The following is a 13,334-nucleotide window of genomic DNA, read 5'->3' on the forward strand; positions in this document are numbered from 1 at the left end:
GTGGGTTTACCCGCGAAAAGGCCGGTGCAAGCACTACAAGACAGTTGCTCCCATCAGGTCCGCGATACCTGCGGGAGCGGGTTTACCCGAGGCCGCCCAGAGCCCCTTCTCGCCTGCGACTGTAGATGCGCCGGCGCTTCGGAAAAATAGCCAAGGCAAGAAGTGGACTTCGGCAATTGCCGAAGTATCGGCGCACAGCTCGGGCCAGGGCTCAGCCTGCGCCGCCTGTGCCAGCCCTCACTCGGCAGGGTCGACCTTCACCACCTGCCAGCTGTCGTCCGGGTCGAAGCGCTTCATCGCCTTGGCGACCTTCTCGCCGTCTGGCCCCAGGTCCTTGTCGAACACCTGGCCGTCGTGGCTGATCATGAAGCTCATGACCCCCGTCTGGTTGTACCTGGCAGGCCAGGCGATCAGCGCAAAGCCTCGACTCATCTGGTCGCCGATCAGGTAGCTGTAGGCGCCGCCGGGTGCCGACGGGCCCTGGCCATCGAGAATGCGAAAGTGATAGCCATACCAGTCATCGCCGACTACATCCTGACCGAACAGCGGGCCCAGTGGGCTGATCTGGCCGTCGCCTTCGTCCGCCCAGTAGAGGCCGTCGTGCTTGCCAGGGCTGCTGAAGATTTTCTGGGCGTACTCGAGCGCACCGTTGCCGTTGCGATCCTGGGTGGCGTAGTCCATCTGCGCGTCGTGATACGCCAGCACCGACTGCAAGGCCGCCAGCTCATTGCGGCCAATGCGCCGCGCACGGATCTCAGCGCTGCCGGCCTTTAGATCGAAGCGCCAGCCGCCATTGCCTTTGACCAGCGGGATCGGCAAGGTCCAGGGGGCGTTGCCCACTGCCAGAATCGCCTTGCGCTCGCCGTCCGCCTCGATGCGATGTTGCTCGCGGTACTGCTGCAGGAACGCATCCACGTCGCTGCGCTGCACGCCCCCGCGGGGGATGTAGGTACGCCAGTCATCGCCGAGCAGCTGCGCCAGGCGCGCTTCGTCGGGGTGCTCCACGCCCAGGGCCTGGACGAAGGCATCGACGGCTTGTTCCGGCGTCGGAAAGGCCTGCTGGGCCGAGGCGATGCACGACCAGGCAAGGCCCGTGGCCCAGAGTCCCACAAGCGTCTTGAGGTTCATCGCCGCCCTCCTCCCCTGCGCATCGGCGCACTGACCGGTCTTGACACCGGACGTCCCGCCGCCCGCGCAGAACTGGGCCGCTGGGCGAACGACTGGCTCAATCGCCCACGGTTGGCCTGCACATTGGCTCGCGACGGCGAGCGAACGCCATCGAAGGCATTGTTGCGAGCCCGCCCGGCCGAGGCCGTGGGCCGCTTGTACGCGGCCTGGCGGAGCTGGCCATCGCCTTGGCGGCGGTCGGCTACCCGGGGTGCGTTCGCCGCACCTTGCAGGCGATTGCCAGCCTGGGCTTCGCGCACCCGTTCACGGGCCTCACGGTTGGTGGTGGCCGGACGTTCGATGCCATGCCGGTCCATCGAAGCACGGGCACGCTCCCGGGCCTCGGTGCGCTGGGCATCGTCACCTCGATACGCAGCGCGCTGGCGGGCGCCGTCCAGTTGCCGGCCGTATTGCTCGCGACTCCTGGCATCGCGATAGGGCACGCCATCGCGGTGCACGGCGTTGTGCTGCCACTTGTTCTGGCTGTTGTTGATGCGGTTATCGATGTTGTTGATGTTGTTGTAGCGGTCGACGTCGATATCGATGTCGTGATCGTCCCAGTCGCAATCACCCCACAGCGAATTGATGATCGCCACGCCTGTGCCGAAGGCTAGCCCCGCCACCAGAGCCGAGCCCGCGTAATAGGCCGGCGGCGGTGGGTAGTACACCGGCGGTGAGGCGGGATACTGCCAGGTGCCGTAGGTGGTGTTGGGGTTGTAGCTGGGCACGTAGACCACTTGCGGATCGGCCGGCTCGATGATGATGGTGTTGCCGGCCGGCTCGCTCTGGGTGGTAGCGCCCGCGGAGGACGGCGCTGGCGCGGCTTGCACGATCACGTTCTGGTACTGGTTGCTCTGCAGGTTGCCGGCTGCCTGAGCCTGGCGACGCAGGCGCTGCACGCTGTTCATGACATCGTCGGGCTGGGCCAGGAAGGCATCGCCCAGGCGTTGCACCCAGACCGGGTCCTGGCCCAGCGTCACCAGCACCTGCGAAAAGGCGACCAGCGCCTGCACGCTGGGGTCCCAGGCCTGCCCGGCCACCTGCTTGACCGCCTCGTCGCCCTTGAGCGTGCTGTTGGCCTTGGACCAGCTCACCGCCTCGGCGACCTCCCCCGGGTAGGTGGTCGCCATCAGCACCTGCGCCAGCAGCGCATCAGGGTACAGCGCGATGGGTGCGAGCATCTGGTCCAGTTGCTCCTGGGTGAACACGGCCGCCTTGGCGGCGCCCGCACTCGGCGCCGGCTCGCCAGCCGGGGCAGGCGCCGTTGCCGCCGTCTGCGCGAGGCTCGCCGTGCCGCCCAGGCACAACATCATTGTCATGACGCCTAGCATTGGAACGCGCATTGCACCTCCCGCAAAGGTCCATCGCCTGAGATGAGTGTGCGTTAAGGGTAGCGCTGCACCTGCGATTTACCACGTCGCGCACGCCGGCTGTCGATCCACACCAGCATGGCGCTGGCATACAGCGAAACCGCCAGGAACAACGCCATGCGCACCGCGAACGCACGGTACACGTCCTGGCCCGCCACGCTGTCCTGCACCGACTGCCCGAGCAGGATCAGCATGGTCGTCAGGCAACTGACCCAGAACGCCGGTCCATGCCGGCTGCCGATCACCGCATACAGCCGCCGGGCCTGCCACAGGACAAACAGCAGCCCCCACAGAAAGAACATCCACAGGTGGACGAACAAGCTGAGCGCACCCCACAGCACAATCGCCAGCAACCCGGCCAGCAACGTCGAGCCAATCAGTTCGCGGGCGGCCTGGCGGGCATCGGTCTGGTCGGCCTGCTGGCCGAGGCTGACCGCCTTCATGATCAGCGGCATGAAACGGTCCGGTGCGATCAGCGCCAGCACAAACGCCGGCATGACAATCAGCGTCGCGCGCAGGGCGATCCAGCTCACCTCCTCGGGGCTCAAGCGCGGCGGCACTGGCGCAGCCGCGACGTCGGCCGGCTCGGGGAACAGCACATGGGCCACCGCACAGCCGATGACCGCCAGCAGCATGCCCTTGGCCAGCGCCTCGACCACCGACAGTGCCAGGGTGAAATCGCTGGTCCCTGCTGCGGCGATCATGGTCAAGCCGATCACCAGCAGGTTCGCCAGCAGCCCGTTGCCGCCGTGCAAGGCGTAGCGGAACACTGCGAACAAGCCAACGCCCACCAGCAGGACGCCGCTCAGCGGCGCATGGCGCAGCAGCGGGATCAGCAGCAGGCCGCTGCCACAGCTGAGCAACACCATCAGCGCCAGCACCGGCGCTGCACGCAGCCCCAGTGCCTGGCTGCGCATGGCCAGCAACAGCACGGCGAACACCGGCGCCAGGATCGGCACCGGCATGTCCAAGCCGAAGCTCGCCGCCAGGCACAGTGCCGTGCCCCAGGCCAGGCGCAGCGCCCGCAGGCGACGCAGTTCAATAGGCATAGGACAACCAGCTCATCATCCACATGAACACCCGGCCCAGCAGGTTAAGTGGATTGCCCTCCCCTGGCAGCGCCATGATCTCGGCCTGGCCACCGACCCGCAGGTTGCTCACGTTCAGCCGCCCATCGCGCTCCAGCTCGACGATCACCGGGAAACGCTGCGCCGAACGCAGCCACTCGCGGCTGTTCTGCACCTGGGGCAGCGAACCTGGCGGCGGGCTCTGGCCGACGCTCACGCCATAGCCGATGCTGCGTACCCGTCCGTGCAGCAACTCGCCGGGCAAGGCATCGAGCACCACCAGCACCGGGGTGCCCGGGCGCAGGTGGCCCAGGTTGTTCTCGGTCATGTCGGCGCTGATCCACAGGTCGTGGATGGCGATCAAGGTCATCACCGGGCTGCCGGCGCCGACATAATGGCCGACATCGGTGCGCAGGTCGGTGATCAATCCATCGGAGTCGGCCCGCACTGCGGTGCGTGCCAGGTCCAACCGAGCCTTTTCGACGTTGGCCACCGCGCTGCGCACCTGGGCGTTGTCCGCCTCCTGTCCGCCCTGCTGCTCGCGGGCGCGCTCGACTTCGGCGCGGGCCGCAGCCACTTGGCTGCTGGCCTGCTCGCGGCTGGCCTGGGCGCCCTCCAGGCGTCGCACGGACACCGTGCCAGGGTCCTCCTGATACAGGCGTGCCAGGCGCTCGGCGTCCTGGCGGGCCTTGCGCTCGTTGGCCTGGGCGGCAGCCAGCGAGGCCTGGGCGGCGTCGATGCCGGCGGTATGGGCACCGATCTGCCGGCGCACCGTATCGAGCTCGGCCTCGGCTCGCGCCAGGGCGATGCGGTATTGCGCCTGGTCCAGCTCGAACAGCACCTCGCCCTTGCGCACTTCCTGGTTGTTGCCCACCGCCACCCGCTTCACCTGCCCGGCCACCTCGGCACTGACCGGCACCACATAGGCCTGCAGCCGCGCCTGCTGGGTATAGGGTGTGAAGCGGTCGGCGAGCAAATACCAGAGCAGGCTCACGGCGATCAGCAGCAGGACCCAGCGCATGCCTCGGTCGGGCTTGGCGGGTGTCGGCGAAGGGGCTGGGGCATCGCTCATTTCGGCTCACCTGTGTCGTTGCGCGCTGGGGCGGGATTGTCGAGCAGATCCCCCCAGTCGGTGCGTTGCTGCATGTGTTGGCGGGTGTCGGGGGCGATGGGCGCGCGGTGCGGATCCCAGCCACCACCGAGGGCTTTGTATAGGGCCACCAGGCTGCCGACCGCATTGCCACGGCTCACCAGGTAGCTGTCCTGCTGTTGCAGCAACAGTTGCTGGGCATCGAGCACCCGCTGGAAATCGGCAAAGCCCTCACGGTACTGGGACGTGGCCAAGTCCAACGAGCGTTGCGCGGCCTGGGAGGCCTGCTGGCGAACCTCGGCACTTTGCAGAGAGCGCACCAGCCCGCTGGCCGCGTCGTCGGCCTCGCGGGCGGCCTCGCGCACATCGCGCTGGTACAGCTCGATCAACTGCTGAAGGCGCGCATCTTCCACGCGCACGGCGTTCTTGCGCCGGCCATAGTCGAACGGGCTCCAGATCAGGCTGGGGCCGGCGGCGAGCTGGAAGCTGTCGGGCAGGTGGCTGGCCGAGACGAACGTCCAGCCAATGCTGCCCAACAGGCTCAGCGACGGGTACAGGTCGGCCTCGGCCACGCCCACCAGTGCCGATTGCGCCGCCACCGCCTGCTCGGCGGCGCGAATGTCCGGGCGGCGCTGCAGCAGGCTCGCCGGCACGTCCTGCAGGATCGCCCGGTCGGGCAGCGGCAACTGCCCGTGGCCGCTCGCCAATTCAGGCAATGGCCCAGGTGGCCGGCCCAGCAGTGCGCACAGCACGTTACGCAGGGCGTTGAGCTGGTTCTCGAGCTCCGGAATGCTGGCCTGGGTGGCCAGAAACTGGGTGCGGGCCTGCTGCCAGTCGAGTTCGTCGTTCTCGCCATGGCGGAACAGCCGTTCGGTGATCTGCAGGCTGCGCGCCTGGCGCTGGGCGTTCTCATGGGCGATGTCCAGGCGGGCCTCGACGGTGCGCAGGCTGAAATAGGTATCGGCCACCTGCGCCCGCAACAGCACCATGGCATCGGCGTAGTTGGCCTCGGAGGCAAAATACAACGCATCGGCCGACTCGATGGCGCGGCTGAAGCGCCCCCAGAAGTCCACCTCCCAGGCGATGTCGAAGCCCAGGCTGGATTGCCAGAACACCGAGTCCCGGGCCGTGGGGGTACCGGACTGGTCCTGCTTGAGGTAAAGGTTCTCGCCGCGCAACTGCTGCACCTGGGGGTAGCGCCCGGTCTGGGCGATGGCCAGCTGCGCGCGCGCCTCGGCGATGCGCAGGCCTGCTACGCGCAGGTCGGTGTTATGTGCATCGGCTTCGGCGATCAGCGCATCGAGCCTCGGGTCGGCGAACACCGCCCACCACTGGCGCAGGTCCGGCGAAGCCGCCGAGCGGGTGGCCTGCTCCAGCAAGGGGGTATGCCAGGTGTCCAGCCAGGGCGTCGGCACGGGTTTGAAGTCCGGGCCGACCTGGGTGCAACCGCCCAAGGCGGCCAGGCTCAGTGCACAGCAAAAGACACGTTTGACCATGGCCAGCCCTGGTTCAATACGTCTTGTCGACAGGCGTTTCGGGCACTTGCTGCGCGACCCACTGCCAGAACAGGTTGTAGGTCACAGCCAGGATCACCGGGCCGATGAACAGGCCAATGATGCCCTTGACCACCATGCCGCCCAGCGCACCGATCAGCACCACCGGCATCGGCACGTCCACGCCACGCCCCAGCAGCAAGGGCTTGAGCACGTTGTCGGCAAGGCCGGCGACGAAGGTGTAGATGGCGAACACGATGGTGCCGACCGTGAAACCTTCGGTGCTGAAGACGTAGGCGATCACCGGCAGCGTGATCAGCGTCGCAGGCGCCTGGGCAATGCCCAGCATGAGGATGGCGATAGCCAGGATGCCTGCGCCTGGCACCCCCTTGATCACGAAGCCGACGCCGATCAGCAGCATCTGGATGAACGCGATGCCGATCACGCCCTGGGCCACCGCGCGGATGGTGGCGGTGCACAGCTTGGCGATGGGCTTGCCCTGGGCTTCGCCGGAGACCCGCATGGCAATGCGTTGCGCAGCCCATTCACCGCGCTCGCCAAAGGCCATGATCACGCCTGAGATGATGATCGCCGCGATGAACAGCAGGAACGCGCCGCCAGCACTGGCGATGGCCCCGAGCAGCAACCGGCCGGCATCCTTGAGGTACGGCATCAGGTTGTTCAGCACCCCGCTCAGGCTTTCGGACGCCGACAGCCAGAGGGCATACACCCGTGGCCCCACCAGCGGCCAGGTGGCGACCGACTCTGGCGGCGCCGGCACGCTCCAGGCGCCGCTCTTGAGCAGCGTCACCAGGCTTTCGACCGAATCGCCGAGGGACACCACCACCAGGTAGATCGGCACCAGGAGCACCAGCAGGACCAACAGCACCACCAGTGTCGCCGCATGACCGTCCTTCAAGCCGCTGGCACGCTTGATCCGTTGCTGCAACGGGTACAGCGTGACCGCGAGGATCACTGCCCAGAGCATCAGTTCGAGAAATGGCTGGAACACCTGGAAGGCGAAAATCACCAAGCCCGCCACCAACCCCGCCTTGATGAGCACATCCAGCAATCCCCGCGACAGGGCGCTGTCCAGCTTGAAACTCGGCTGCATGAATCACCTCCGGGCCGCCGTGGGCGGGTCGAACAATCGGTGCGCCGGTCGGCGCCATGTAAGTCGTCAAACTTGCGGTCGGTGGTCGCCTGCAGAACCGTCGTCGTCCTCGAACCCTTCACTCGACGCGCGTCGCTGGTACAGCTCCAGCAGCCATCGCTGCTCCTGGTGCTGGTAGCGCCGCACCCAGGCGGCAGCCTGGGCTTCGTCCTGGCCCAGGGCGATGAATGCGCGGCGCGCCATTTCAAGGCTGGAGTGGAAGGTCTCGCGGACCGGGCTCGCGCCAAGCTCGAGCAGGCGCAGGACATCCTGATGGTCGCGCACGGAGGCGATGACTGGGGTGTGCGGGTACTGCTGGGCGAGCAGGTCCACGGTCTTGAGATTGACCTGCGGATCGTCGGTGGCGACGATCACCAGTTCGGCCTCGCCGACCTTGGCCGCGCGCAGGATCTGCGAGCGCGACGGGTCGCCATAGAACACCGGCGGGCCCTGCTTGTCGGCTTGGCGTCCGAAGGCTTCGACCGAGGTATCCAGGGCCACCAAGCGTACACCTTCGGCGTGCAGCATCCTGGCGATGGCGCGCCCCATGCGGCCCATGCCGGCCACCACCACCTGCGGCGCTTCATCCACTGCCGGCAGCGTGTCAGGGGTCTCCAACACCGGCCGCTCCTCTCGCAGCTGACGCGCCAGCGCCATCATCACCAGCGGCACCACCGCCATCGACAAGGTGATGGCCAGCACCAGCAGGTCGTGCACCTGTTGCGCCAGCAATTGATGATCCAGCGCCAGCTTGAACACCACGAAGGCGAACTCGCCCCCCGACGCCAGCACCACCGCCAGGCACAGCGCCTGGGCACGGCTCAGCCCGCCGGCCCAACGTCCCAGGCCAAACAGCACAGGCAACTTGATGCCCACCAGCAACAGGGTCAGCCCCAGCACTTGCAGGGGGAAGCCCAGCAGTAATCGCAGATCGGCGGTCATGCCGACGCCGACGAAGAACAGCCCCAGTAGTAGCCCCTTGAGCGGCTCGATCTGGGATTCGAGTTCGTGGCGAAACGGCGATTCAGCCATCAGCACACCGGCCAAAAATGCACCCAGCGCCATGGATACGCCCACGTGCTCCATCACCCAGGCTGTCCCCAACACCACCAGCAGCGCCGTGGCGGTGGAAAGCTCGTGCAGCCCCGACCTGGCCACCCAGAGAAACGCCGGTCGCAGCAGGTAACGCCCACCGATGATCACGATGCCGATACCGATCGCCACCGCCAGCAATGGGCGGGTGCCCTCAGACGTGGTCGTCGCGCCACCGGCAAGCAACGGCACCACGGCGATCAACGGGATGGCGGCAATGTCCTGGAACAACAGGATGCCCACGGCCAAGCGCCCATGTGGCTTGTTCAGGTCCTTGCGCTCGGCCAGTACCTGAAGGCCGAACGCGGTGGACGACAGTGCCAGGCCCACACCGAGCACCACCGCCGCGGCAGGCGACTGGTCGAACAACACCAAGGCGAGCCCTCCCAGCACCAGCGCAGTGAGGCCCACCTGCAACGAGCCGACGCCGAACAGCGACTTGCGCATCGTCCACAATTTACGCGGCGACAATTCAAGGCCGATGATGAACAACAGCATCACCACGCCCATCTCCGAAAGCCGTGCGACGTTGTGGGGATTGTCGATCAGGCCCAGCACCGAAGGGCCGATCACGATACCGGCGAGCAGATAACCGGGTACCGCACCCAGCTTCAGGCGCTGGACCAGAGGAACCAGAAGCACCACAGCCAACAGAAAGACTACCGTCGCCTGCAACAGGCTGCCGTCATGAGGCATTTCCCTCCCCCTTGCTCGGATGCCAGGCAACCGCCCGCGCGAAGTCGATTGCCTGAGTCCCGCCGGCCATGATGGAACTGAGTATGGGTGATTAATGGCAGTTTGCTTGTCGCTGGTTTTTATTTTCCGCGCAGGGTTTACAGACACACATCGCCCCCGCCGCCGTTTGCTCGGAGCAGTCGAAACGTAGGGCCTCACGGCCTACTGCGACGCGTCATCGACCTCAAGGGCTGACCTGGTAGCCACGCCCCTGCAGGCAGCTGCTGTAGGCGCTGGCGTGGGCGGAGTCCTGGGCTTGGTTCTGGCTGCGGCGGTCCTGGCGGCGCTCCTGACGCTGGCGCATTCCACCGACCGCCGCCCCCGCTGCGGCCACTTCGCCGGCGCGGTTCTGTCGGTATTGCGCCTTGGCATCGTCACCGGCCCGGTCATAGAGCTCCTCGTGCTGCCGGCCACGGACCTCGGCCCCCACCGCCCCTGCCGCCGCCCCGGCGGCCGCGCCACGCACGCGGCCCCCGACATGGGCCTTGGACGAGGTGTCGGCGCTGCTGGCCGCGTTGCTGGCTACACCGTTGCAGTAGTCCATGTCCTGTTGCATCTGCTGGCTGCTCTGGCCATTGAGCGGCACGACGCTCTGGGCACCGACAGGCCCTGCGAGCAGCATCAACCCCAGGCAACACCCGGTGAACGTACGCATGGCACACCTCCTCGAAAGAAAGTCCCAACGTTCCAGAATAGTGCCCGCGCGAGTTCACTGGGTTCGTGGGCAAAATCATTCGAGCCCTCGCCTAGAACTTTTTGCTATTTATCGGTCTATGTGAGGGAGCACAGCTCGATAAACGCGGCCCACCGCTTTTCAAGACCCATGGCCGCGATCCCAATGTCATTCAGAGGTTGTCTTTGCTCATGAAAATCAACGTCCCACGAATGGTGCTCCTTGGCCTGTTCGCGTTCGCGTCGATGGGCTCGGCATCTGCTTCACCGATGAAGGCGGCAAGCCCAGCGCCCGCCGCCCCGATCACTGCCACGCGGGTGGTCGAAAACCCCTGGCCGAGCCTGGCCAGCCTGACAGGCAAGCAACAAGGCCCGATGCTTGCCCACGACGACCGCTACTGGCGAGACGGCCGCTGGCACGACCGACGGGACGATTGGCGCCGTGCCCAATGGCGCCGCGAGCAGGCCCGCCGGGAGGCCGAGCGTCGTCACGAGTGGGAACGCCGTCACTATCGCGCCCGCTACGAATACGATCATCGTTACTACGATCACGACCGGCGCTACTACGGGCATGATCAGCGCTACTACCGTCGTTAAGCGCTACGTCACGCCCTGGTATCAGGGCGTGTCCTGGTTCCAGCGTCCGGCGTAGTCCCGGGCGAACTGCGCGGCGATGCGCCCGGAGCGCGAGCCGCGTTGGGTGGCCCAGCGAACCGCATGCACATGGGCCTGCTCGATGGCATGCGCAGGCACACCGTAGAACGCCAGCCACTGGTTCACCGCGTTCAGGTATTCGTCCGGCGAGAAGCCGTAGAACGAAATCCACAGCCCGAAGCGCTCGGACAGCGACACTTTCTCCTCTATCTCTTCCCCCGGGTGCAGCGCACCGTTCTCGCCGCGGGTCATGGACAGGTTGTCCGAAGCGCGTTCGGCAATCAGGTGCCGGCGGTTGGACGTGGCGTAGATCAGCACGTTCGACGAATGCTCGGCCACCGAACCGTCCAGGGCGGTCTTAAGACGCTTGTAACCGATGTCCCCTTCCTCGAACGACAAATCATCGCAGAACAGGATGAAGTACCCTGGCTGGTGGCTGACGATCTCGATGACTTCGGGCAGGTCCCCGATGTTTTCCTTGTCGATCTCCACCAGCTTGAGCCCACGCGAGTGGAACTCGTCGAGGCACGCCTTGACCAGGGAAGACTTGCCCGTGCCCCTGGAGCCGGTCAGCAACACATTGTTGGCCGGCTTGCCGTCGAGAAACTGCTGGGTATTCTGGCGGATCAGCGCCTTTTGCCGGTCGACGTTCTGCAGTTGATCGAAGCCGATGAGCATGGGCCGCCTGACCGGTACCAGGGTGGCGCGATGGCCGCCCTGGCTGGCCCGGTACTGCCATTGGTAGGCGATGGCATCGGGATCGAGGACGGGCACGGGTGGAGGCGCGAACGCGCGCTCCAGGGAGTCGGCGATGCGCTTGAGCTGCGCAACGACCTGCTGGGAGAAATCGGCCGGGTCGGGCAAAGGCGTGTTCATGAGCGATAGCACATAGGTCGAGGGGAGAGGCGCCATGATGCTAAGCTGGCGCGCTCCCGTCTAACGACTGATGGACACAAATCGTCGAATAATGGACAACAAGACCCCAATCGCGACCCAGCATTTCCTGCCACCTGACCGGGAAGTGGCCACGCTGGCCCTGGACCTGGCGGACGGCACCTGCATCGAAACCCATCGACACCCCCATGGGCAGTTGCTCTATACCACCCAGGGCACGTTGATGGTCAACACCCATCAGGGGTGCTGGGTGGTGCCTTGCAATTACGGATTGTGGATTCCCGCCGAGGTCGCCCACTGGACACGCAGCCTCGGTGCCACCTGTATCCGCACGCTTTATTTCGCGCCACAGCGCACCCCAGGTATGCCTGGCGAGTGCGCGGTCTACGCCATCTCCAATCTGGTGCGCGAATTGATCATCGAGACCTCGGGCATGGACCTGGAGATTGCCAAAGGTAGCCGGCATGCCCGCCTGGTCGGGTTGCTGCTCGATGAACTGGCGCTCGCCAGGGTCTCGGCAATCTACCTGCCGCGCCCCAAGGGGCAGCGCCTTCAAGCGCTGTGCCAGCACCTTGTGCAGAACAGGACGCTGGATTGGGGGCTGGCCGAGTGCGGCAGTTTCCTTGGCTTGAACATCAAGACTGTGCAGCGCTGGTTCCATGAGGATGTGGGCATGAGCTTCGGTACATGGCGCAAACAGGCACGACTGTTGATCGCGCTGGACAGGCTTGCCCAAGGCCACAACATTCTCGACGTCTCGCTGGATGCCGGCTATTCCACACCCAGCGCGTTCACGGCGATGTTCAAAAGGGAATTCGGGCTGCCCCCGCGCACCTTCCAGCAGCCGCGCGGATGAATCTTTGGGGCTGGGTTGCTGCCCATTCGCGGGTAAACCCGCTCCCACAGGTACAGGGGTGTTCTTGAGAGCCTCGGAGAACCGGCTACCTGCGAAACAGGCGACACGTTACAGGACGGATCAATCCAGCACGTTGTTCAGCACTTCATAGATCAGGCCCGTGGCGATCGTGACCAGCAGCAGGTCCGTGCCGGCCTGGCGCCACTCATAGCCGTCGTAGTGAGGCAGCCGGCCAATCAGGCGGCCATCGAGCTTCTTGGCGATGCCCGGCGGAAGCGGTTTGCCTCGTGCCAGATTCTTCCGCACGCCAGGCGGCAAGTCGGCTCCCGGGCTCCAGTAGCCGCGGTTGTCATCGAGGATGACCCGAATACCCCCGATGTCGATCTGCGGACCACCGTGCCAGTCGTTGCCGCCGCCCGGGTTTTGATGGCCTTGTTTGCCATGCTGCATGTTCTTGCCGTGGCCATTGCCCTTGCCTGGATCGGCCAGCGCCGGGCCTGCGCCCAGCAAGGCGAGGCCTAGCGTGGCGGCGAGCAGTGTGTTGAGTCTGGACATTGCAGCTGTCTCCTTGCATGGGATGCCGAAACTGAGCGTAGCGCCCACCAGCACAATCCGACAGCGAAAACATGGCACCGGCGTGCCTGCATTTCGTCGCCAGGCCTCGAACTCAGTGGCCTGGACGATGTCAGACCGGCATCCCAAACCCGCCTTTGGAGGCGATTCGATCATGAAGAAAACCCTGGTAGTTGCAGCAGTGTGCGCATTCGCGCTTGGTGCTACAGCATTACTGCCCGCCGACCTCTCCCCGATTGGTTCGGTTTATGCCAAGGGTGGTGGCGGTGGTGGCGGCGGTCATGGTGGTGGCGGTGGCCATGGAGGCGGTCATGGTGGCGGCGGCAAGGGCGGGCTGGGCGGCAACCATGGCAGCAACAGCAATGGCGCCAACGATGGTGGGCTACATGCCGGCAAAGCGACCCGCGACCACGGCGTGAGCGGTAAGCACTATGGCCAGGACAGAAATGACAGCGAAGGGCATGGCTCGGTAACCTCCGGAGTCGCACACTCCAAGGAAACCCGCGGTCTGGACAAGG

General features: G+C 65.8%; 12 protein-coding genes and 1 pseudogene. 3 read left to right on the forward strand and 10 right to left on the reverse strand.

Annotated elements, in window-relative coordinates; all coding sequences use genetic code 11:
• Positions 1-237: 237 nt before the first annotated feature.
• The 8 genes from ABOA88_RS04040 to ABOA88_RS04075 form a co-directional block, all read right to left on the reverse strand.
• A complete protein-coding gene (locus tag ABOA88_RS04040) occupies positions 238-1,128 on the reverse strand; it encodes a DUF2950 domain-containing protein (protein WP_367850948.1) in 891 nt (296 codons plus the stop codon).
• Positions 1,125-2,510, reverse strand: coding sequence for a DUF3300 domain-containing protein (locus tag ABOA88_RS04045; RefSeq protein WP_367850949.1), 1,386 nt, complete (start codon positions 2,508-2,510; stop codon positions 1,125-1,127). Before ABOA88_RS04045 ends, ABOA88_RS04040 begins: the two co-directional genes overlap by 4 nt.
• A gap of 41 nt (positions 2,511-2,551) precedes the next feature.
• Positions 2,552-3,586 (reverse strand): DUF2955 domain-containing protein, encoded by a 1,035-nt coding sequence (locus ABOA88_RS04050; RefSeq protein WP_367850950.1) that lies wholly within the window; start codon positions 3,584-3,586, stop codon positions 2,552-2,554.
• Positions 3,576-4,676: an HlyD family secretion protein gene (locus ABOA88_RS04055; protein WP_367850951.1), complete on the reverse strand. Its 1,101-nt coding sequence runs from the start codon at positions 4,674-4,676 to the stop codon at positions 3,576-3,578. Before ABOA88_RS04055 ends, ABOA88_RS04050 begins: the two co-directional genes overlap by 11 nt.
• Positions 4,673-6,190, reverse strand: coding sequence for an efflux transporter outer membrane subunit (locus ABOA88_RS04060; protein WP_367850952.1), 1,518 nt, complete (start codon positions 6,188-6,190; stop codon positions 4,673-4,675). Before ABOA88_RS04060 ends, ABOA88_RS04055 begins: the two co-directional genes overlap by 4 nt.
• Positions 6,191-6,203: 13 nt before the next feature.
• Positions 6,204-7,301, reverse strand: a complete 1,098-nt coding sequence (locus tag ABOA88_RS04065; protein ID WP_196168562.1) for an AI-2E family transporter — start codon at positions 7,299-7,301, stop codon at positions 6,204-6,206.
• 66 nt (positions 7,302-7,367) lie between these two features.
• On the reverse strand, positions 7,368-9,128 hold the full coding sequence (locus ABOA88_RS04070; RefSeq protein WP_367850953.1) for a monovalent cation:proton antiporter-2 (CPA2) family protein: 1,761 nt from the start codon (positions 9,126-9,128) through the stop codon (positions 7,368-7,370).
• Positions 9,129-9,351: 223 nt separating this feature from the next.
• A complete protein-coding gene (locus ABOA88_RS04075; RefSeq protein WP_367850954.1) occupies positions 9,352-9,822 on the reverse strand; it encodes a hypothetical protein in 471 nt (156 codons plus the stop codon).
• Between the two features lie 209 nt (positions 9,823-10,031).
• On the opposite strand from ABOA88_RS04075, the gene ABOA88_RS04080 reads away from it, so the two are divergent.
• Positions 10,032-10,436 (forward strand): hypothetical protein, encoded by a 405-nt coding sequence (locus tag ABOA88_RS04080; protein WP_196168565.1) that lies wholly within the window; start codon positions 10,032-10,034, stop codon positions 10,434-10,436.
• 21 nt (positions 10,437-10,457) lie between these two features.
• Here the strand turns inward: ABOA88_RS04080 and ABOA88_RS04085 are convergent, their stop codons facing one another.
• The gene (locus tag ABOA88_RS04085; RefSeq protein WP_196168566.1) at positions 10,458-11,369 is read right to left on the reverse strand and encodes an ATP-binding protein; all 912 of its coding nucleotides are present in this window, start codon (positions 11,367-11,369) and stop codon (positions 10,458-10,460) included.
• A gap of 91 nt (positions 11,370-11,460) precedes the next feature.
• Here ABOA88_RS04085 and ABOA88_RS04090 point away from each other — a divergent pair, with 91 nt between their 5' ends.
• Positions 11,461-12,243, forward strand: a complete 783-nt coding sequence (locus tag ABOA88_RS04090) for an AraC family transcriptional regulator (protein ID WP_367850955.1) — start codon at positions 11,461-11,463, stop codon at positions 12,241-12,243.
• Between the two features lie 120 nt (positions 12,244-12,363).
• Here ABOA88_RS04090 and ABOA88_RS04095 read toward each other — a convergent pair whose 3' ends face one another.
• A complete protein-coding gene (locus ABOA88_RS04095) occupies positions 12,364-12,798 on the reverse strand; it encodes an anti-virulence regulator CigR family protein (protein ID WP_196168568.1) in 435 nt (144 codons plus the stop codon).
• A gap of 172 nt (positions 12,799-12,970) precedes the next feature.
• On the opposite strand from ABOA88_RS04095, the pseudogene ABOA88_RS04100 reads away from it, so the two are divergent.
• Positions 12,971-13,159, forward strand: a pseudogene (locus ABOA88_RS04100) (hypothetical protein); the annotation flags it as partial.
• Between the last annotated feature and the right edge of the window lie 175 nt (positions 13,160-13,334).

The sequence above is a fragment of the Pseudomonas sp. PKS genome (assembly GCF_051913525.1).
GTDB lineage: Bacteria > Pseudomonadota > Gammaproteobacteria > Pseudomonadales > Pseudomonadaceae > Aquipseudomonas > Aquipseudomonas guariconensis_D.

Coding starts and splice junctions, on each gene's coding strand:
- ABOA88_RS04040 (WP_367850948.1), bottom strand. CDS start 1,128: ATGAACCTCAAGACGCTTGTGGGACTCTGGGCCACGGGCCTTGCCTGG.
- ABOA88_RS04045 (WP_367850949.1), bottom strand. CDS start 2,510: ATGCGCGTTCCAATGCTAGGCGTCATGACAATGATGTTGTGCCTGGGC.
- ABOA88_RS04050 (WP_367850950.1), bottom strand. CDS start 3,586: ATGCCTATTGAACTGCGTCGCCTGCGGGCGCTGCGCCTGGCCTGGGGC.
- ABOA88_RS04055 (WP_367850951.1), bottom strand. CDS start 4,676: ATGAGCGATGCCCCAGCCCCTTCGCCGACACCCGCCAAGCCCGACCGA.
- ABOA88_RS04060 (WP_367850952.1), bottom strand. CDS start 6,190: ATGGTCAAACGTGTCTTTTGCTGTGCACTGAGCCTGGCCGCCTTGGGC.
- ABOA88_RS04065 (WP_196168562.1), bottom strand. CDS start 7,301: ATGCAGCCGAGTTTCAAGCTGGACAGCGCCCTGTCGCGGGGATTGCTG.
- ABOA88_RS04070 (WP_367850953.1), bottom strand. CDS start 9,128: ATGCCTCATGACGGCAGCCTGTTGCAGGCGACGGTAGTCTTTCTGTTG.
- ABOA88_RS04075 (WP_367850954.1), bottom strand. CDS start 9,822: ATGCGTACGTTCACCGGGTGTTGCCTGGGGTTGATGCTGCTCGCAGGG.
- ABOA88_RS04080 (WP_196168565.1), top strand. CDS start 10,032: ATGAAAATCAACGTCCCACGAATGGTGCTCCTTGGCCTGTTCGCGTTC.
- ABOA88_RS04085 (WP_196168566.1), bottom strand. CDS start 11,369: ATGAACACGCCTTTGCCCGACCCGGCCGATTTCTCCCAGCAGGTCGTT.
- ABOA88_RS04090 (WP_367850955.1), top strand. CDS start 11,461: ATGGACAACAAGACCCCAATCGCGACCCAGCATTTCCTGCCACCTGAC.
- ABOA88_RS04095 (WP_196168568.1), bottom strand. CDS start 12,798: ATGTCCAGACTCAACACACTGCTCGCCGCCACGCTAGGCCTCGCCTTG.